The sequence below is a fragment of the Roseomonas sp. USHLN139 genome, from assembly GCF_037145735.1.
Taxonomy (GTDB): Bacteria; Pseudomonadota; Alphaproteobacteria; order Acetobacterales; family Acetobacteraceae; genus Pseudoroseomonas.
Genome location: NZ_JBBCWY010000002.1, coordinates 63116 through 79725, shown reverse-complemented (window position 1 = coordinate 79725; position 16610 = coordinate 63116). Strand labels below are relative to the sequence as shown.

Here is a 16610-nt window from a genome sequence, read left to right as displayed (position 1 = left end):
CGGAGACGCCCGCCGCGGCCGCCATCGCGCCACTCGTCAGGGACGCCAGGCGGCGAGGATCTCCTCGGTGGTGGCGGTCTCCACCTGCTGGCCGAAGCGGCGGGTATAGAGCTCCAGCAGCGCGTCATGCGAGGCGTCCGAGGAGCTGCAGATCGCATCCACCGGCACCACCACGCGATAGCCGCGATCCACCGCCCCGAGCACGGCGGCGAGGACGCAGACATCGGTCTCGGCGCCGCTGATCACCAGGCTGTCGACGCCGCGCTCGCGCAGCAGCGCGTCGAGCCCGGTGCCCTCCCAGGGCGAATAGACCTTCTTGTCCACCACGATGCCCGGCGGCACGAAGCGCTGCAGCGGCGCCACCAGCTCCACCGCGTCCGGCGGCAGGGCTTCCAGCGTCATCTCGCTCCAGCGCTCATAGTAGCGGCGCCAGGTGCCCTCGCCTTGGCCGGACCGTTCGACCGGCACGAAGCGGGTGAAGATGCCGGCCTCCGGATGCGCCGCCGCCAGCCGTTCCACCACCGGCAGCACCCGCCGCAGCCAGGGCGTCTCCCAGGGCGAGCCGGTGTCGAACAGCTTCTGCATGTCGACGCAGAGATGGGCGCAGCCGGCGCCCAGCGGACCGTGTCGCAAAGCTTCTTTGTCACGCATGGCAACTTCCTCCGACGTCGTTAACGACGCCGGGAGAGCCCGGTTACTTCTCCGGCACGTTGCGCCGCAATTCCTCGAGCCAGGCCACGGCATTGCCGTCCGACGGCGCGCGCCAGTCGCCGCGCGGCGAGAGCGAGCCGCCGGCCGAGACCTTCGGCCCGTTCGGCATGGCCGAGCGCTTGAACTGGGCGAAGCCGAAGAAGCGGGACAGGAAGACCTCGAGCCAATGGCGGATGGTCGGCAGGTCGTATTGGTTCCGCCGCGCTTCCGGGAAACCGGTCGGCCAATGGCCCTGCGCCGCATCGCCCCAGGCCTGCAAGGCCAGGAAGGCAATCTTCGACGGGCGGAACCCGTAGCGCAACGTATAGAACAGCGAGAAATCCTGCAGGGCATAGGGGCCGATCTTGGCCTCGGTGCTCTGCAGCCCTGCGCCGCCCTCGGCCCCGGCCGGGATCAGCTCCGGCGAGATCTCGGTGTTGAGGATGGCGTCGAGGATGCGGCCGACCTCGTCGCTGAACTGGCCGGAGCCGATCACCCAGCGGATCAGGTGCTGGATCAGCGTCTTCGGCACGCCGCCATTGACGTTGTAATGCGACATCTGGTCACCGACGCCATAGGTGCACCAGCCCAGCGCCAGCTCGGACAGGTCGCCGGTGCCCAGCACCATGCCGCCATGCCGGTTGGCGGCGCGGAACAGGTAGTCGGTGCGCAGCCCGGCCTGGACGTTCTCGAAGGTCACGTCATAGACCGGCTCGCCATCGGCGAAGGGATGCTCGAGATCGGCCAGCATCTGCCGCGCCGCCGGGCGGATGTCGAGCTCCCGTGCGGTGACGCCGAGCGCCGCCATCAGCGCATGGGCATTGGTCTTCGTCCCGTCGCTGGTGCCGAAGCCGGGCATGGTGAAGGCCAGGATGTCGCTGCGCGGCCGCTGCATCAGGTCCATGGCATGCGCCGCCACGATCAGCGCCTGGGTGGAATCCAGCCCGCCGGAGACGCCGATGATGATCCTGCCATTGCCCGTCGCCTGGACGCGCTGCACCAGCCCGGCGACCTGGATGTTGTAGGCCTCGTAGCAGTCCTGGTGCAGCCGCGCCGGATCGGCGGGGACGAAGGGGAAGCGCTCGATCGGGCGGCGGAAGCCGATCTCCTCGGCGGGAGGGGCCAGGGTGAAGGAAACCTGGCGGAAGGGAGGGGCGAAGCCGCGGCGGTTGTCGTCGAAGGTGCCCTGGCGGGCGCGCTCCTGGCGCAGCAGGTCGAGGTCGATATCGGCCAGCACCAGCTGCGCGCCGGAGGGGAAGCGCTCGCTCTCGGCCAGCACCGCGCCATTCTCGAAGATCGAGACCTGGCCGTCCCAGGCGAGATCGGTGGTGCTCTCGCCCGGCCCGGCGGCGGCATAGAGATAGGCCGCCAGGCAGCGCGCCGATTGCGACTGGCAGAGCAGCCGCCGCGTCTCCGCCTTGCCCACGGTGATGTTGCTGGCCGAGAGATTGGCCAGCACCGTGGCGCCGGCCAACGCGCCGATGGCGCTCGGCGGCACCGGTACCCAGAGATCCTCGCAGATCTCGGCATGCAGCACGAAGCCGGGCAGGTCGCTGGCCGCGAAGAGCAGGTCGGGGCCGAAGGGCGCCTCCTGGCCGGCGAGGCGGATCGCCTGCCCCTCGGTGCCGGCGCCGGAGGCGAAATGCCGCCGCTCGTAGAATTCGCGATAGTTCGGCAGATGCTGCTTCGGCACCACGCCGAGGATGCGCCCGGCCTGCAGCGCGACGGCGCAGTTGTAGACGCGGCCCGCATGGCGCAGCGGCGCGCCGACCAGCAGCAGCGGCCGCAGCGCCGCGCTGTCGCGCGCCAGCGCCGCCAGCGCGGTCTCGACCGCGTCGAGCAGCGTGTCCTGCAGCAGCAGGTCGTCGATCGCATAGCCGGACAGGCCGAGCTCCGGGAAGACCGCGGTGGCGGCGCCGGCGGCATGGGCCTCGCGCGCCGCCTCGAGGATGGCCGCGGCATTGGCCGCCGGGTTGGCCGGCGAGATCCGGGTGGTGCAGGCCGCGACCCGGGCGAAGCCGTGGCGGTAGATCGACGAGAAGCTCATGCCACCTAGCATGGTGTCGCGGCGGCGCTTCGTCCAGCGGGCGGGGCGGCCTTGACGGTCCGTTCGATCCGGGGTGGAGAGGATCGGCCCGGGCATCCCCGGGCCGTGCCTGATCCCTGGAGTGCCTGGCCATGCCTGCGACAACCACCGTGAACCGCTACGACCCCGTCACCGGCGCGCTGCGCCTCAGCTACGTGACCGATGGCGAGAATGTCTACAGCCGCACCGCCTATGATGTGGACGACACGCATTCCTGGCAGTCCTACACGATCAACACCGACTATTGGGGCGCTGGCCAGGCCGTGACCTCCAGCATCGTCGCGCTGCTGGACGATGGCGGCAGCGTCACCACGCGGTACGGCTACTTCAGTGCGCTGGCGAACTACCCGATCCGGTATCTGGAGACATGGACGAAGCGGGACAGCGCCGGCCAGGTGCTCTTCGTCGAGGAGAACTGGGAGCAGGAGATCGGCCGCGGCCTCTATACCGACATCCGCAACAAGGTGATGGTCTATGATGCCGGGACCGGCGCGCTGACCTACCAGTCCATCGCCAGGTATGATGGCCCGCGCGAGAGCACCGTCTTCGACCTGGCCAGCGGCAACCGCGACTATGTCGTCACCGAAGCGGCCGGTGGCCGGGTGAAGGCCGAGGATTACGATCCCGCGACCGGCCTGCTGGACTATGTGATCACCCGCGACGCCAGCGGCTGGCGCCTGGCCGAGGACCATGACGCGCAGGGGCGGCTGGCCTATGCCATCGAGACCTTCGCCGATGGCCGCCAGGTGGCGCGCGACCATGACCCGGCGACCGGCCTGCTGGACTATGTCATCACCACGGACGGGCAGGGCGGCCTGCTGGCCGAGGATTACGACGCGGCCGGCCGGCTCGACTACGTCATCCAGCGCTCGGCGGATGGCCGCCTGGTGGCGACCGATTACGACCTGGAGGGCCAGCACCCCTGGCAGGTCTATACCATCGCCTACAACGCGGCCGGGCAGATCGAGAGCGCGATCGGGATCTGACCCCTGCCGGGGGTGGCGGCTCTCCGGCAGGACGATCGATTTTCTCAATCTCTTTGATCGGGAAAAATCGTTTCCCCCAATGATGCCCGCCCCTCTACCCTCCCAGGGTTCGTAGAAGACACCCTGGGAGGTTCATGATGGACACCAATGCAACGGGTCCGCTCAGCTGCCCGATGAAGAAGCCCGGTGCCACCCGCGCGCTGCTGGGGCGCACCAACCGCGACTGGTGGCCGAACCAGCTGTCGCTGGACATCCTCCACCAGAAGGGCCTGACCGGGAACCCGATGGGGGATGACTTCGACTACCGGAAGGAATTCCTCTCCCTCGACTATGCCGCGGTGAAGCGCGACCTGACCGCGCTGATGACCGACAGCCAGCCCTGGTGGCCGGCCGATTACGGGCATTACGGCCCCTTCTTCATCCGCATGGCCTGGCACAGCGCCGGCACCTACCGCACCGGCGACGGGCGCGGCGGCTCCTCCTCCGGCTCGCAGCGCTTCGCGCCGCTGAACTCCTGGCCGGACAATGCCAATCTGGACAAGGCGCGCCGGCTGCTCTGGCCGATCAAGCAGAAATACGGCCGCAAGCTGTCCTGGGCCGATCTGATGATCCTGGCCGGCAATGTCGCCATCGAATCGATGGGCGGCCCCGTCTTCGGCTTCGGCGGCGGCCGCGAGGACATCTTCGAGCCCGAGAAGGACATCTACTGGGGCACCGAGGAGGAATGGCTCGGCCAGACCCGCATCGACCCGGCCAAGGAGATGGTGCTGGAAAGCCCGCTGGCCGCCATCCAGATGGGGCTGATCTACGTCAACCCGGAAGGCCCGGGCGGCGTGCCCGACCCGGTGCAGTCCGGCCGCGACATCCGCGAGACCTTCGCCCGCATGGGCATGAACGACGAGGAGACGGTGGCGCTGACCGCCGGCGGCCATACCTTCGGCAAGTGCCACGGCGCCGGCGATGCCGCCAAGGTCGGCTCGAACCCCGAGGGCTCCGACATCGCCCAGCAGGGGCTGGGCTGGCAGAGCGGGCATGAGAGCGGCTTCGGCGACCACACCATCACCAGCGGGCTGGAGGGCGCCTGGACGCCCAATCCGATCCAGTGGGACAACGGCTATTTCCACATGCTGCTCGACTACGAGTACGAGCTGGTGCGCAGCCCGGCCGGGGCGCAACAGTGGCAGCCGATCAACCAGAAGCCCGAGGACATGGCGCCCGGCGCGCACAGCCCGGAGCGCCGCCTGCCGACCATGATGACGACGGCCGACATGGCGATGCGCGAGGACCCGGCCTATCGGAAGATCTCCGAGAGCTTCCGCGCCGATCCGCGGAAATTCGCCGATGCCTTCGCCCGCGCCTGGTTCAAGCTGTGCCATCGCGACATGGGGCCGAAGGTCCGCTACCTGGGCCCCGAGGTGCCGGCCGAGGACCTGATCTGGCAGGACCCGATCCCCAAGGCGGATTATGCGCCGATCGACGCGGCGGATGTCGCGGCGCTGGAGAAGCAGATCCTGGACTCGGGGCTGAGCACCGCCGAGCTGGTGGCGACCGCCTGGGCCTCGGCCTCGACCTATCGCGGCTCGGACCATCGCGGCGGCGCCAATGGCGCGCGCATCCGCCTGGCGCCGCAGAAGGACTGGGACGTCAACCAGCCCGACCGGCTGGCCAGGGTGCTCGCCGTCTATGAGGGCATCAAGGCCGGGTTCGACGCTTCGGCCAAGGGCGGCAAGAAGGTGTCGATCGCCGACCTGATCGTGCTCGGCGGCAGCGCGGCGGTGGAGCAGGCGGCGAAGGCGGCCGGTCATGCGGTCAGCGTGCCCTTCTCCCCCGGCCGCACCGACGCCACCGCCGAGCAGACCGACATCGAGAACATCTCGGTCCTCGAGCCGAAGGCGGATGGCTTCCGCAACTACCTGCAGGTGCCCTTCAACGTGCCGACCGAGGAGCTGCTGCTGGACCGCGCCCAGCTGCTCGGCCTCTCGGCGCCGGAGATGACGGTGCTGGTCGGCGGCTTGCGCGTGCTGGGCGCCAACCACAACGGGGAAAAACATGGCGTGCTGACCGAGCGTCCCGGCCAGCTGACCAACGACTTCTTCGTCAACCTGCTGGACATGAACACCGCCTGGAAGCTGGTGGATGGCGCGGCCGATGAGAGCTTCGCCGGCACCGACCGCCGGACGCACCAGCAGAAATGGACGGCGACGCGGACCGACCTGGTCTTCGGCTCCAACTCGCAGCTGCGGGCGCTCTCCGAGGTCTATGCCGCCGCGGATGCCGGGAAGAAGTTCGTCGACGACTTCGTCGCCGCCTGGGTGAAGGTGATGAACGCCGACCGCTACGACCTGCGCGCCTGACGTTTTTCGGTTCGGCCCGCCCTCGTCGGGGCGGGCCGGCTCTCTGCTGACTGGCCTGCCCACAACGAAGAAAAACGGGGAGGAAGGAATGCACAGGCGCGATGTCGACCGGCTGGACCCGGCGCGCGACTACTGGGTGCCGGCCGTGGTCTCGCCACGGCGCGACTGGACGGCCGCCCCCGGCTGCCGCCGCGGCGCCCGCTACCTGGTGGACAGCCGCACGCGGGCGGTGACCCGCGAGGAATTCGAGACCTTCGACTGCGAGTTCAGCTGCCGCCGCTGGATCCGGCAGAATCAGGCCGCCCTGGCCCGCGACCTGCCGGGGGCGGAGGTGCGCGCGGTGCCGCTGGGGCGCTGGCTGCTGGGGCTGGAGTGATCGCCCGGCCCTGAGGGCGCCGTGGAAGGCCGGGCTGCCTCAATACTCCGCCAGCAGCCCGCCGCCCTCGACGGCGCGGAAGCCGACCCCATAGACGGCCGCCAGCCGCGCCGGCTGCAGCACCGCCTCCGGCGCGCCCGCGTCCAGCAGCTGGCCTCCGGCCAGCAGCGCGACCCGGTCGGCCACGAAGCGCGCCTCGTTCAGGTCGTGCAGCACGATGGCGATGGCCACCCCCTCGGCGGCCAGGGCGCGCAGCAGCCGCAGCAGGGCAGCGCGGTGGCCGGGATCGAGGCTGGCGGTGGGCTCGTCCAGCAGCAGCGCCGCCGGGCGCGGCATGGCCTCCAGCTGGGCAAGCGCGCGGGCGATCTGCACCCGCTGCTGCTCGCCGCCCGAGAGCAGCGCATAGGGCCGCTCGGCCAGCGCCGCCACGCCGGCGCGCGCCATCGCCCCGGCCACGGCAGCGCGGTCGCGCGGCATGGCGGCGGTGCCGTGCCAGGGCAGGCGGCCGAGGGCCGCGACCTCGGCCGCGCGCATCGGGAAGCTCAGCGCCACCTTCTGGCTGACCACGGCGCGGCGCCGTGCGAGCGCCAGCGGATCCCAGCCGGCGAGGGGCCGTCCCTCGAACATCGCCTCCCCGTCATCCGTCCGAAATTCCCCGGTGCAGAGCTTCAGCAGGCTCGACTTGCCGGCGCCATTGGGGCCGACGATGGCCAGGACCTCGCCGGGGTGGAGCGCCAGGGAGACCCGGTCCAGCAGGACCCGCCCGCCACGCCGCAGCGTCGCCCGCTCCAGCCGGATCACGACGCACCGCCGCGGCGCAGCAGCCACAGGAAGAAGGGCGCGCCGAGCAGGGCGGTGACCACCCCGACCGGCAGCTCGGCCGGCGCCGCCAGCGAGCGCGCGGCGAGGTCGGCCAGCACCAGCAGCGCCGCCCCGAGCAGCGCCGAGAGCGGCAGCACCAGCCGGTGGTCGGCGCCGCCCGCCAGCCGCACCAGATGCGGCACCACCAGGCCGACGAAGCCGATCAGCCCGGTGAAGGCGACCCCGGCCGAGACGGCGATGGCCGCCAGCAGGGTGGCCTGGCGCTTCACCCGCTCGACCCGGAGGCCGAGATGGAAGGCCTCCGCCTCGCCGAGCACCAGGGCGTTCAGCGGACGCGCCAGGCGCAGCAGCGCCAGGGTCGGGGCCAGCACCAGGGCGGCCGCCACCGGCAGCTGCGACCAGCGCGCCCCGGCGAGGCTGCCCAGCGTCCAGAAGGTGATGTCGCGCGCCTGCCGTTCATCGGCCAGGAAGATCAGCAGCCCGGTCAGCGCCCCGGCCAGCGCGTTCACCGCGACGCCGGCCAGCAGCAGGGTGGCGACCGCGGTGACGCCCTCGCGCTGCGCCAGGCGGGTGATCAGCAGGGTGGCGCCCAGCCCGCCGGCAAAGGCGGCCAGCGGCATCAGCCAGAGGCCGAGCGCGCCGCCGGCCAGCGCCAGCAGCGGCCCGGCAAAGACGATGCTGGTGACGGCGCCGAGGCCCGCCCCGGCGGAGACGCCGATCAGCCCCGGATCGGCCAGCGGGTTGCGGAACAGGCCCTGCATCACGGCGCCGGCCGCGCCCAGCCCGCCGCCGATCAGGGCGGCCAGCAGGCTGCGCGGCAGGCGGATGACGGTCAGCACCGCCGCCTCGCGCTGCAGCGCGGCCGGCAGGGGGGCGATGCCCAGCACGTCGAGCCCGACCGCGAGCACGGCGCGGCTGCTGACCGCCGCCGGGCCGAACAGCAGCCCGGCCAGCAGTGCCGCCAGCAGGATGCCGGCGCCGAGCAGCAGCGCGGCGGCGAAGGGATGGTGGCGGGCGGTGCGGGGCAGGGCCAGGGGGAGGCCGGTCGTCATGTCAGCCGCGATACCAGGCGCGCTCGGGCAGGGCGGGCAGGGCGAGGCCCGGATGCAGCTCGGCGAACAGCGCGCGGCGGGCGAGGGGCGCGCGCGGGCCGAAGGTCAGGTGGCCGGGGTCGATGGCGACCAGCCGGCCCTGCGCCGCCGCCGGGGTCAGGGCGAGGGCCGGGCTCTCCAGCACCGCGGCCCGCCCGCCCGCCTCGCCCAGGGCATGCTGCATCATCAGCAGGACATCGGGGGCGGCGATGGCGGCGGCCTCGGCGGAAAGCGGCCGGTAGCCCTGGAAGCCGGCCATCGGGTTGCTGCCGCCGGCGGCCTCGATCAGCGCCTGCGCATGGGTGCCGGCGCCGGCGACCAGCGGCGCGCCGCGGCCGGTCGACAGCAGGAACAGCACCCGCGGCCGCGGCGCGGCGGCAATGGCCGCGTCCATCGCCTGCCAGTCGGCGGCGACGGCGGCGGCGAGCGCGGTGCCGTCCTGGTCCAGCGCCCGCGCCGCGGCCAGGATCTTGCGCGACACCGCCTCGGGGCCGGCGCCATCGGCAATGACCGCCACCGGTAGGCCGGAGGCGCGCAGCACCTCGACCGCCTGGACCGGGCCGGCCTGGTCGGAGAGCAGCAGCAGGTCGGGCGCCAGGCCGACAATGCCCTCGGTGGGCAGCTGCCGCAGATAGCCGACCTGCGGCAGGCGGGTCACCGCGGGTGGGAAGAGGCTGCTGTTGTCGACCGCAACCAGCGCCGCCTGCAAGCCGAGGGCGCAGACCGTCTCGACCAGCGCCGGGCCGATGGCGACGATGCGGCGCGGGACGGCGGCCCGGGCCAGGCCGGGCGCCGCGAGCAGCGCCGTGGCCTGCAGCAGGGAGCGGCGGGAGATCATGCGACGGCCTCCAGGAAGGCAGGGGGGAAGGGGAAGGCGCTGGTCGAGGCGCGGCTGTTTCTGATATTAATAATCGTTCGCAAAATCGCAAGCGCTGCCTGCGGCCCGCCGGCCCGGTCGCGGCGAAGGCTGCTGCGGGGCGGTGGCTTGACGGGCCGGAAACGGCGCCCGAGGCTGCGGCGCATGACCCAGATCCGCCCCGAGATCGCCGGCTTCCACGACCCGCGGACCGGCAGCATCCAGTATATCGTCTCCGACCCCGGCAGCGGGCGGGCCGCGGTGATCGACCCAGTGCTGGATTTCGACCCGGCCTCGGGGGCGACGGCCACGGCCTCGGCCGATGTGCTGCTGGCGCATCTGGCGGCGCGGGGGCTGACGCTGGACTGGATCATCGACACGCATCCGCATGCCGACCATTTCTCCGCCGCCGGCTATCTGCAGGAACGCACGGGCAAGCCGATCGTCACCGGCGGGCGGGTGGTCGAGGTGCAGGCGCTGTGGAAGCGCATCTACAATCTGGGCGAGGGCTTCGCCGCCGACGGGTCGCAATGGGACCGGCTGCTGGAGGAAGGCGAGAGCCTGCCGCTGGGCGGGCTGTCGCTGACGGCGATGCACAGCCCCGGGCATACCCTGGCCTCGATGACGCTGAGCTGCGGCGATGCGGCCTTCATCCACGACACGCTGTTCATGCCGGACAGCGGCTCGGCGCGGGCGGATTTTCCGGGAGGCAGCGCGGCGGCGCTGTGGCGGTCGATCCAGCGGATCATGGCGCTGCCGGAGACCACGCGGCTGTTCACCGGCCACGACTACCGGCCGAAGGGGCGGGAGGCGGTCTGGGAGAGCACGGTCGCCGAGCAGCGGGCGACCAACATCCACCTGACCAGGGCATCCTGCGAGGCGGAGTTCGTGGCGATCCGCGAGGCGCGGGACCGGACCCTGCCGATGCCGAAGCTGATCCTGGCGGCGCTGCAGGTGAACATCGCGGGAGGCCGGTTGCCGGCGCCCGAAGCCTCCGGCCAGCGTTTCCTGAAGATCCCGCTGAACGGCCTGCCCGGTGCCGTCTGGGGCTGACCGGCTTTCCTGAAAAAATAGAAGGAGGGCTGGGGGGATATCTCCCCCCAGCCCTGCCGGCTTCGATTACCCGTGCTGCGGCCCCTGCACCGCCACGAAGGCCTGCTGCCCGTCGCGCAGCAGATGCAGCGCGACCGCGCCATCATTGTTCTTCATGGCGCTGCGGATCGCCTCCATCGCCTGCTGCGGGCTGGCGACGCGGGTATTGCCGACGGCGGTGATGACATCGCCCGGCTTCAGCCCCGCTTCCGCGGCGGGGCTGTCCGGCCGGACGCCGACGATGGCCGCCCCTTCGGTGCCGCGCGGCAGCTCGAGCCCGGCGCGGGCGGCCTCGCGCAGCGGGGCGAGGGCGATGCCGAGCTGGCCGCGCTGGCTGTCCTCCTGGTTCTCACCGGCATTGGTCGCCTCGCGGTCCTGCAGCGCGGCGACATTGAGGGAGAGACGCTGCTCGGCCTGGTCGCGGCGCAGGGTCAGGGTGGTGGCGGTGCCGGGGTGCAGCTCGCCGATGGCGCGGGCCAGGTCGCGCGGCGACTTCACCGGCGTGGCATCGACCGCGGTGACGACATCGCCGGGCTTCAGGCCGGCACGGGCGGCGGGGCTGTCCTTCTCGACCTCGGCGACCAGGGCGCCCTCGGGCTTCGGCAGGTGCAGGGCGCGGGCCATGGTGGCGTCGACCGGCTGGGTGCTGGCGCCGATGAAGCCGCGCTCGACCCGGCCATGGTCGCGCAGCTGCGCGACGACGGTGGCGACCAGGTTGGAGGGGATGGCGAAGCCGATGCCGATCGAGCCGCCGGAGGGGCTGTAGATCGCCGTGTTGACGCCGATCACCGAACCATCCAGGCCGAACAGCGGGCCGCCGGAATTGCCGCGGTTGATCGGCGCGTCGATCTGCAGGAAGTCGTCATAGGGGCCGCTGTGGATGTCGCGGCCGCGCGCCGAGACGATGCCGGCGGTCACCGTGCCGCCCAGCCCATAGGGATTGCCGACGGCCACCACCCAGTCGCCGGGCCGCGCCGCATCCGAGTTGCCGAGCTTCAGGAAGGGCAGCGGCGTGTCGCTCTTCACCTGCAGCAGCGCCAGGTCGGTGCGCGGGTCGCGGCCGACGATGCGGGCCGGCAGCTCGCGGCCATCGTCGAGGGTCACCTTCACCTCGGTGGCGCCGTTGACGACATGGTTGTTGGTGACGATGTGGCCCTCGGCATCGACGATGAAGCCGGAGCCGAGCGCCTGCATGCGCTGGGCCGGCGCATTGCCGCCCTTGCCGCCGCTCTCATTGCCGAAATAGCGGCGGAACATGCGGTCCTGCGGCGAGCCCTCGGGGAAGGGGCTCTCGACCTGCTCGGGCTGGGCGCGCTCGGTGGCGGTGATGGTGACGACCGCCGGGCGGACGCGCGCGACCAGGTCGCCGAAGCCGGGCAGCGCGATGGGGGCGCCGGTCGTCGACGTGGTCTGGTTGATGGCGGGGGCGGGGTTCTGCGGCGCCTGGGCGAAGGCGGGCCAGAGGCCGGCGGCGCCGCCCAGCGTGGTGCCGGCCAGCAGCAGGGCGGCGAAGGTGGCGCGGCGGCGGCGGGTGGCGGGGGAGGGCGTGGACATGGCAGCGATCCTCTTGGCTGGCGACGGGGCGGGGGCCCCTTGGCGTCAGGAGGGAGGATGCGGCGGCGGCGGTGGAGGGCCGCCGACCGGAGTGTGAAAGAGTTTTCAGGGAAGCCGGCGGCCCTGGCCAGGGCGGAAAATGCGCCCGCCCCGGTGAGAGGCCCGCGTGATTCACGGGATCTTATGAGCGCCGCCCGATAGTGGACAAGCTTCCGATTGGGATGGTTTCCATGGCGCGTCGCCAGACAGCATCGAAGCCCGGCAAACGGACCGGCGATTTGGCCGGCCTCGGCATGGCCAGCCTGGCCCCCAGCTTGGCCCCGGGCCTGACCCCGGGTCGCGACCGGCCTGCGGCCGAGCGTGCCGCCACCGCCCAGGCCTGCAAGCTGGCGGAAGCCGGCACCCTGCCGCGGCGCGGGGCCGATGGCCACCAGGCCAGCCTGTGGCGCCGCGCCGATGGCGGCATCCTGCTGACCCTGCGCCTGTTCCGGCGCGGCCAGCCGGTGTCGGGCGGCTGCGAGGCGCTCGCCTTCGCCAATATCGAGCAGGCCATCCGCTGGCTCGAGGCCTACGACCCGCTGCGCGATCTGCAGCCGGCCTTCGACGCGCTGGACCCGTCGATGAGCCTGGTCGACCTGACCTTGCGGACGGCCGCGCTGCGCCACCGCACCGAGAAGCTGCTGATCGACTGGCGCGCCATGCTCGGCGAGCTGCTCTTTGCCCTGCCGCAGCGGGCCTGATCCGCCAAGGCGCCTTTCCCCCTCCCCCCCGGAAGGCCATCCAAAATGGAACTGCTGAAATTCGGTACCGACGACATCGACAACCTCGTCGCCCGCGATCCGTCGCGGCTGGAGCGCCTGCCCTTCGGGGCGGTGCTGCTCGACCGCAGCGGCCGCGTCACCAAGTACAATGCGGGCGAGGTGGCGATTTCCGGCCGCACCGCCGATCAGGTGCTGGGCAAGAACTTCTTCAACGACATCGCCCCCTGCACCAAGGGCCACCAGTTCATGGGCCGCTTCAACCAGGCCCTGGCCCAGGGCAGCATCAACACGATGTTCGAATACTCCTTCGACTACAAGATGAAGCCGGCGAAGGTGCGCGTGCACATGAAGTCGGTCTCGATCGACCAGGGCATCTGGGTCTTCATCAAGCGCCTCTGAGGCGATGCCCGAGGAGACGACGCATCATGGCCTCTCTCTCGATCGCCACCCGCCTGGGCAATGCGGGCGCGCCGCCGCCGCCGCCATCCCCGCCGCCGGAGCGGCCGGCCGGCGACACGGTCTCCGTGCAGAAGGACATGTTCAGCTGGACGGTGCTGCCGCGGCATGGCCAGCGGCCGCTGCAGCTGCCGGCGCGGCTGCTGCTCGAGGCCAATAGCGAGGCCGGCGGCTGCGACATCTGGTCCGAGATCGCCGTGCTCGAAACCAAGGGCGGCGATTACGTGGCGGTGCTGTGCCACCGGCGCGAGCGCCGCGGCCTGCCCAGCTTCCAGCACGCCGAGATCTGCCCCGACGCAGAGAGCCTCCGCGAGGTCTTCGAGGGGCACGACCCGGTGGCCAGCCTGCCGGTGGAGGCGCTGGTCGGCCCGCTGCCCGACCATGCCGTGCCGGAGGATCTGATCGCCCTGGCCGAGCGGGAGGCCAGCTTCCAGCGGGCGCGCTGGAAGGAATTGCTGCGCGCCGTTTTCGGGGCGCCGCGCGGCGTCCCCGCTTCCCCTCGCGCCAGCGGCGCAGCCACAGGAGCCATGCCATGAAATTCGTCAACAGCCTGGACACGGCGGAAGAACGCGGCAGCCCGATGCCTGCCGCCACCGCCATGACGGAGCCCCGCCTGCTGGGCCGCAGCGGGGTGATCACGCTGCGCCAGTCCGGTGCGCGGCCGGTCTCCTTCTCCGGCCGCCAGCTCGGCGCGCAGAATGGCTACCGCCTCGGCACGGCGCTCTGGCACGAGCTGAATCTCTACGAGACCGATGACGGCCGCTATGTCGCCGACATCCGCGTCTTCACCAAGGCCGAGGGCGCCAAGGATCAGTTCCATGTCCAGGTGGCCGACACGCTGGAGGATGCGATCCGCTTCTTCGAGACCTATGACCCGCGCGCCGATGTCGTGGCCGATTTCGACCTCGACGATCCCGAGCTGACATCGGCCGAGCTGATGGTGCAGGCGGCCGCGCTGAAATACCGCGTCGCCGATGCCGTCAGCCAGTATCGCGCCCTGGTCGGCAACTTCCTGAACGAGCTGAACGGCGACTGACGGAAGCCCGCGCCGCGCGGCGCCGGTAGGCAGCCAGAAGGCTGGATGGACGAAAACCTCCCCTCATTTCCATGAATGGAACTGACCCATGACCATCAACAAGAGCCTCGCCTCCAGCAGCCTGGCGGAAGTGATCGACCGGATCCTGGACAAGGGCATCGTCATCGACGCCTTCGTGCGGATCGCGCTGGTCGGCATCGAGCTGATCGCGGTCGAGGCGCGCGTCGTCGTCGCCTCGGTCGAGACCTATCTGCGCTATGCCGAGGCGGTGGGCCTGACCACGGACCCGACGGCGGTGACGGCCGTGGCCTGAGCGGCCTCGGCCCGCCTCGCTTCCCCCGGGGCGCCGGCCGCGGCGCCCCACCCTGAGCCCGCTGCGCAGGACAGATGATGCCGGAGCCTCCCCCTCTGCCCCCCCGACGGCCGGTGCCGCGTGGCGTGGAGACCATCGCGGCCTTCCGCGCGGAGCGTCTGGCCCGCCGCCAGGTCCGGCGCGACGCCGCCCCGGCCGGGGTGGCCGGGCCGGTGTCGGGTGGCGCGCATTCGCCATCCTTGGCGGAAACGAGGGAGGAAGAACCCGCCGCGCTCGCCGCACCGGTGGCGCCGGCGGCTGGCGACGCGGTGGACACCCTGCCGGAACCGCCCGGGATGACGGCCGCTGCGGTTCCGCCGCACCCCGCCGCGCCCGAACCGGCCGAGCCGGAAGCCCCGCCGGAGGAGCCGCAAGGAAGCGACGGTGCGCCGCCACCGGCCGTTCCGCCCGGCCCGGTCGCGGCCTTGGCGCCGGTCCGGGAGGAGGCTCTTGGCCAGGAGGCGGCTGGGGAGCCGCCCGCCCAGCCGGATGCTGCCCAGGAGGAGCCCGCCCAACGGATGCCCGTCGCGGACGAAACCGCGCCGGAAAAGCCGACATCGGCGGAAACGGCCTCGGTGGAAACCCTGCCCGAGGATAGCGTATCGGAAGAACCCCTGCCGGAAGCAGCCGCGCCGCCACCGGCCCTGGCCGCGCCGTCCGGGGCCGCTGGGACCGAACCGCATCGCGGCCCGATGCTGGGCTTTGGCCCGGGCATCACGCTGCGCCTGCAGCAACTCGGCTTCCAGTCGATCGACGAACTGGTCAAGGCCGACCCGCAGCAGCTAAAGGAAGCCCTCGGCGATCTCGGCCAGCTGATCGACATCAATGCCTGGGTCGACAGCGCCCGCCGGATGCGCGGCTGATCCCGCAAGCCTTTCTCTCTCCCTGGCGAGGCCGTCCATGCTCTCCACCCTGTCGCGTGCGGCCATCCTGCGCGTGTTGCGCTCCCTCCTGGCGGCCGAGCTGGCCAGCCTGTCGCGCCGGCAGATCGCCCCCGCCACCGCGGCCGGCTGGGGCGCGGATCTCGCCCTCGGCGCCGAGGGGCTGGCGCTGGACAGCCTGGAAAAGGTCGGCGTCGGCACCGCCGTCAACCGCCTGTTCCACATCCATGAGGTCGGGGTGGAGGACATGCTGCTCTCCCTGACCCGGCTCGGCGAATGGGCCGAGCTGGTCGAGCGGGTGCTGCAGGAAGGCACCAGCGGCCTCAGCTTCCTCAGCTCCGGCAGCACCGGCGAGCCGCACGCCCATACCCATGCGGCGGCCGCGCTGGCCGCCGAGACCGCCTTCTGGGCCGAGCGCTTCGCCGGCTGCCGGCGGATCATCCACCTGGTGCCGGCGCACCACATCTACGGCTTTCTCTTCAGCGTGGCACTGCCGGAGGCGCTGGGCGTGCCGGTGCTGGATGGCCGGGCCCTGTCGCCCGCCGCGCTGCGCCAGGCGCTGGAGCCCGGCAGCCTGCTGGTCGGCTTCCCGCTTGGCTTCCGCCGGCTGCTGGGCGAGCTGGGCCGAGTGCCGCCCGGAATCCAGGCCACCAGCTCGACCGGCCCGCTGCCGGAAGCGCTGCACCGCGCCCTGCTGGAGGCCGGGATGGAGGCGGTGCATGTCGTCTATGGCAGCAGCGAGACCGCCGGGATCGGCGTCAGCGCCGCGCCGGAGGATCCCTTCACCCTGCTGCCGCGCTGGCGCCCCGGCGGGGCGGGGGAGGCGGCCAGCCTGGTGGAGGTGGCGACCGGCGCCGAATGGCCGCTGCCGGACCGCGTCGACTGGCTGCCGGAAGGCCGCTTCCGGCTGCAAGGCCGCAAGGACGAGGCGGTGCAGGTGGCGGGGGTGAATGTCTACCCCACCGAGGTGGCGCGCCAGCTGGAGCAGCATCCCGGCGTCGCGGCCTGCGCAGTGCGGCTCGACACCACCCTGCCGGAGCCCCGGCTGAAGGCCTTCATCGTGCCGGCGGGGCAGGCCGATTTGGCGGCGCTGTCGGAGGCGCTGGACCTCTGGTCGCGGCACAACCTGGCCGCGCCCAGCCGGCCGGTGCATTTCAGCTTCGGCCCGGCCCTGCCGGTATCGCCCCTGGGCAAGCCGGCCGATTGGGCGGCCTGAG

General features: G+C 72.0%; 17 protein-coding genes. 11 read left to right on the top strand and 6 right to left on the bottom strand.

Going from position 1 to position 16610, the window contains the following annotated elements; translation table 11 throughout:
- Window positions 1-36: 36 nt before the first annotated feature.
- Both WFI16_RS07700 and WFI16_RS07695 read right to left on the bottom strand, forming a co-directional pair.
- Window positions 37-651 carry a cysteine hydrolase family protein gene (locus tag WFI16_RS07700; RefSeq protein WP_419897232.1) on the bottom strand — a complete coding sequence of 205 codons (615 nt, stop codon included), beginning with the start codon at window positions 649-651 and terminating at the stop codon, window positions 37-39.
- A 43-nt stretch (window positions 652-694) separates the two neighbouring features.
- Entirely contained in the window at window positions 695-2737 is a 2043-nt protein-coding gene (locus WFI16_RS07695) for an NAD(+) synthase (RefSeq protein WP_419897231.1), read from the bottom strand.
- 131 nt (window positions 2738-2868) lie between these two features.
- Here WFI16_RS07695 and WFI16_RS07690 point away from each other — a divergent pair, with 131 nt between their 5' ends.
- The 3 genes from WFI16_RS07690 (at window position 2869) to WFI16_RS07680 (ending at window position 6492) form a co-directional block, all read left to right on the top strand.
- Window positions 2869-3762 carry a hypothetical protein gene (locus WFI16_RS07690; RefSeq protein ID WP_419897230.1) on the top strand — a complete coding sequence of 298 codons (894 nt, stop codon included), beginning with the start codon at window positions 2869-2871 and terminating at the stop codon, window positions 3760-3762.
- Between the two features lie 137 nt (window positions 3763-3899).
- Window positions 3900-6116 carry a catalase/peroxidase HPI gene (gene katG / locus WFI16_RS07685; RefSeq protein ID WP_419897229.1) on the top strand — a complete coding sequence of 739 codons (2217 nt, stop codon included), beginning with the start codon at window positions 3900-3902 and terminating at the stop codon, window positions 6114-6116.
- A gap of 88 nt (window positions 6117-6204) precedes the next feature.
- Window positions 6205-6492, top strand: a complete 288-nt coding sequence (locus WFI16_RS07680) for a hypothetical protein (RefSeq protein ID WP_419897228.1) — start codon at window positions 6205-6207, stop codon at window positions 6490-6492.
- A 39-nt stretch (window positions 6493-6531) separates the two neighbouring features.
- Here WFI16_RS07680 and WFI16_RS07675 read toward each other — a convergent pair whose 3' ends face one another.
- The 3 genes from WFI16_RS07675 to WFI16_RS07665 are packed head-to-tail and all read right to left on the bottom strand — an operon-like array spanning window position 6532 to window position 9243.
- Complete coding sequence (locus WFI16_RS07675; RefSeq protein WP_419897227.1) at window positions 6532-7293, bottom strand: heme ABC transporter ATP-binding protein; 762 nt, start codon at window positions 7291-7293, stop codon at window positions 6532-6534.
- The gene (locus tag WFI16_RS07670) at window positions 7290-8366 is read right to left on the bottom strand and encodes a FecCD family ABC transporter permease (RefSeq protein WP_419897226.1); all 1077 of its coding nucleotides are present in this window, start codon (window positions 8364-8366) and stop codon (window positions 7290-7292) included. The genes WFI16_RS07675 and WFI16_RS07670 overlap by 4 nt, the downstream gene beginning before the upstream one ends.
- Window position 8367: 1 nt before the next feature.
- Window positions 8368-9243 carry a heme/hemin ABC transporter substrate-binding protein gene (locus tag WFI16_RS07665; protein WP_419897225.1) on the bottom strand — a complete coding sequence of 292 codons (876 nt, stop codon included), beginning with the start codon at window positions 9241-9243 and terminating at the stop codon, window positions 8368-8370.
- Window positions 9244-9426: 183 nt separating this feature from the next.
- Here WFI16_RS07665 and WFI16_RS07660 point away from each other — a divergent pair, with 183 nt between their 5' ends.
- The gene (locus WFI16_RS07660) at window positions 9427-10314 is read left to right on the top strand and encodes an MBL fold metallo-hydrolase (RefSeq protein ID WP_419897224.1); all 888 of its coding nucleotides are present in this window, start codon (window positions 9427-9429) and stop codon (window positions 10312-10314) included.
- A gap of 66 nt (window positions 10315-10380) precedes the next feature.
- Here the strand turns inward: WFI16_RS07660 and WFI16_RS07655 are convergent, their stop codons facing one another.
- On the bottom strand, window positions 10381-11907 hold the full coding sequence (locus WFI16_RS07655) for a DegQ family serine endoprotease (RefSeq protein ID WP_419897223.1): 1527 nt from the start codon (window positions 11905-11907) through the stop codon (window positions 10381-10383).
- Between the two features lie 230 nt (window positions 11908-12137).
- On the opposite strand from WFI16_RS07655, the gene WFI16_RS07650 reads away from it, so the two are divergent.
- The 7 genes from WFI16_RS07650 (at window position 12138) to pcl (ending at window position 16609) form a co-directional block, all read left to right on the top strand.
- Window positions 12138-12647, top strand: a complete 510-nt coding sequence (locus WFI16_RS07650; protein ID WP_419897222.1) for a hypothetical protein — start codon at window positions 12138-12140, stop codon at window positions 12645-12647.
- Window positions 12648-12692: 45 nt separating this feature from the next.
- Window positions 12693-13067 carry a photoactive yellow protein gene (gene pyp, locus WFI16_RS07645; RefSeq protein ID WP_419897221.1) on the top strand — a complete coding sequence of 125 codons (375 nt, stop codon included), beginning with the start codon at window positions 12693-12695 and terminating at the stop codon, window positions 13065-13067.
- A 26-nt stretch (window positions 13068-13093) separates the two neighbouring features.
- The gene (locus WFI16_RS07640; RefSeq protein WP_419897220.1) at window positions 13094-13660 is read left to right on the top strand and encodes a hypothetical protein; all 567 of its coding nucleotides are present in this window, start codon (window positions 13094-13096) and stop codon (window positions 13658-13660) included.
- A complete protein-coding gene (locus WFI16_RS07635; protein WP_419897219.1) occupies window positions 13657-14160 on the top strand; it encodes a hypothetical protein in 504 nt (167 codons plus the stop codon). Before WFI16_RS07640 ends, WFI16_RS07635 begins: the two co-directional genes overlap by 4 nt.
- 88 nt (window positions 14161-14248) lie before the next feature.
- Window positions 14249-14473, top strand: a complete 225-nt coding sequence (gvpJ, locus tag WFI16_RS07630; RefSeq protein ID WP_419897218.1) for a gas vesicle protein GvpJ — start codon at window positions 14249-14251, stop codon at window positions 14471-14473.
- Between the two features lie 125 nt (window positions 14474-14598).
- On the top strand, window positions 14599-15375 hold the full coding sequence (locus WFI16_RS07625) for a hypothetical protein (RefSeq protein ID WP_419897217.1): 777 nt from the start codon (window positions 14599-14601) through the stop codon (window positions 15373-15375).
- A gap of 37 nt (window positions 15376-15412) precedes the next feature.
- Window positions 15413-16609 carry a 4-coumarate--CoA ligase gene (gene pcl / locus WFI16_RS07620; RefSeq protein ID WP_419897216.1) on the top strand — a complete coding sequence of 399 codons (1197 nt, stop codon included), beginning with the start codon at window positions 15413-15415 and terminating at the stop codon, window positions 16607-16609.
- Window position 16610 lies beyond the last annotated feature (1 nt).

Coding starts and splice junctions, on each gene's coding strand:
- WFI16_RS07700 (WP_419897232.1), bottom strand. CDS start 651: ATGCGTGACAAAGAAGCTTTGCGACACGGTCCGCTGGGCGCCGGCTGC.
- WFI16_RS07695 (WP_419897231.1), bottom strand. CDS start 2,737: ATGAGCTTCTCGTCGATCTACCGCCACGGCTTCGCCCGGGTCGCGGCC.
- WFI16_RS07690 (WP_419897230.1), top strand. CDS start 2,869: ATGCCTGCGACAACCACCGTGAACCGCTACGACCCCGTCACCGGCGCG.
- katG (WP_419897229.1), top strand. CDS start 3,900: ATGGACACCAATGCAACGGGTCCGCTCAGCTGCCCGATGAAGAAGCCC.
- WFI16_RS07680 (WP_419897228.1), top strand. CDS start 6,205: ATGCACAGGCGCGATGTCGACCGGCTGGACCCGGCGCGCGACTACTGG.
- WFI16_RS07670 (WP_419897226.1), bottom strand. CDS start 8,366: ATGACGACCGGCCTCCCCCTGGCCCTGCCCCGCACCGCCCGCCACCAT.
- WFI16_RS07665 (WP_419897225.1), bottom strand. CDS start 9,243: ATGATCTCCCGCCGCTCCCTGCTGCAGGCCACGGCGCTGCTCGCGGCG.
- WFI16_RS07660 (WP_419897224.1), top strand. CDS start 9,427: ATGACCCAGATCCGCCCCGAGATCGCCGGCTTCCACGACCCGCGGACC.
- WFI16_RS07655 (WP_419897223.1), bottom strand. CDS start 11,907: ATGTCCACGCCCTCCCCCGCCACCCGCCGCCGCCGCGCCACCTTCGCC.
- WFI16_RS07650 (WP_419897222.1), top strand. CDS start 12,138: ATGGCGCGTCGCCAGACAGCATCGAAGCCCGGCAAACGGACCGGCGAT.
- pyp (WP_419897221.1), top strand. CDS start 12,693: ATGGAACTGCTGAAATTCGGTACCGACGACATCGACAACCTCGTCGCC.
- WFI16_RS07640 (WP_419897220.1), top strand. CDS start 13,094: ATGGCCTCTCTCTCGATCGCCACCCGCCTGGGCAATGCGGGCGCGCCG.
- WFI16_RS07635 (WP_419897219.1), top strand. CDS start 13,657: ATGAAATTCGTCAACAGCCTGGACACGGCGGAAGAACGCGGCAGCCCG.
- gvpJ (WP_419897218.1), top strand. CDS start 14,249: ATGACCATCAACAAGAGCCTCGCCTCCAGCAGCCTGGCGGAAGTGATC.
- pcl (WP_419897216.1), top strand. CDS start 15,413: ATGCTCTCCACCCTGTCGCGTGCGGCCATCCTGCGCGTGTTGCGCTCC.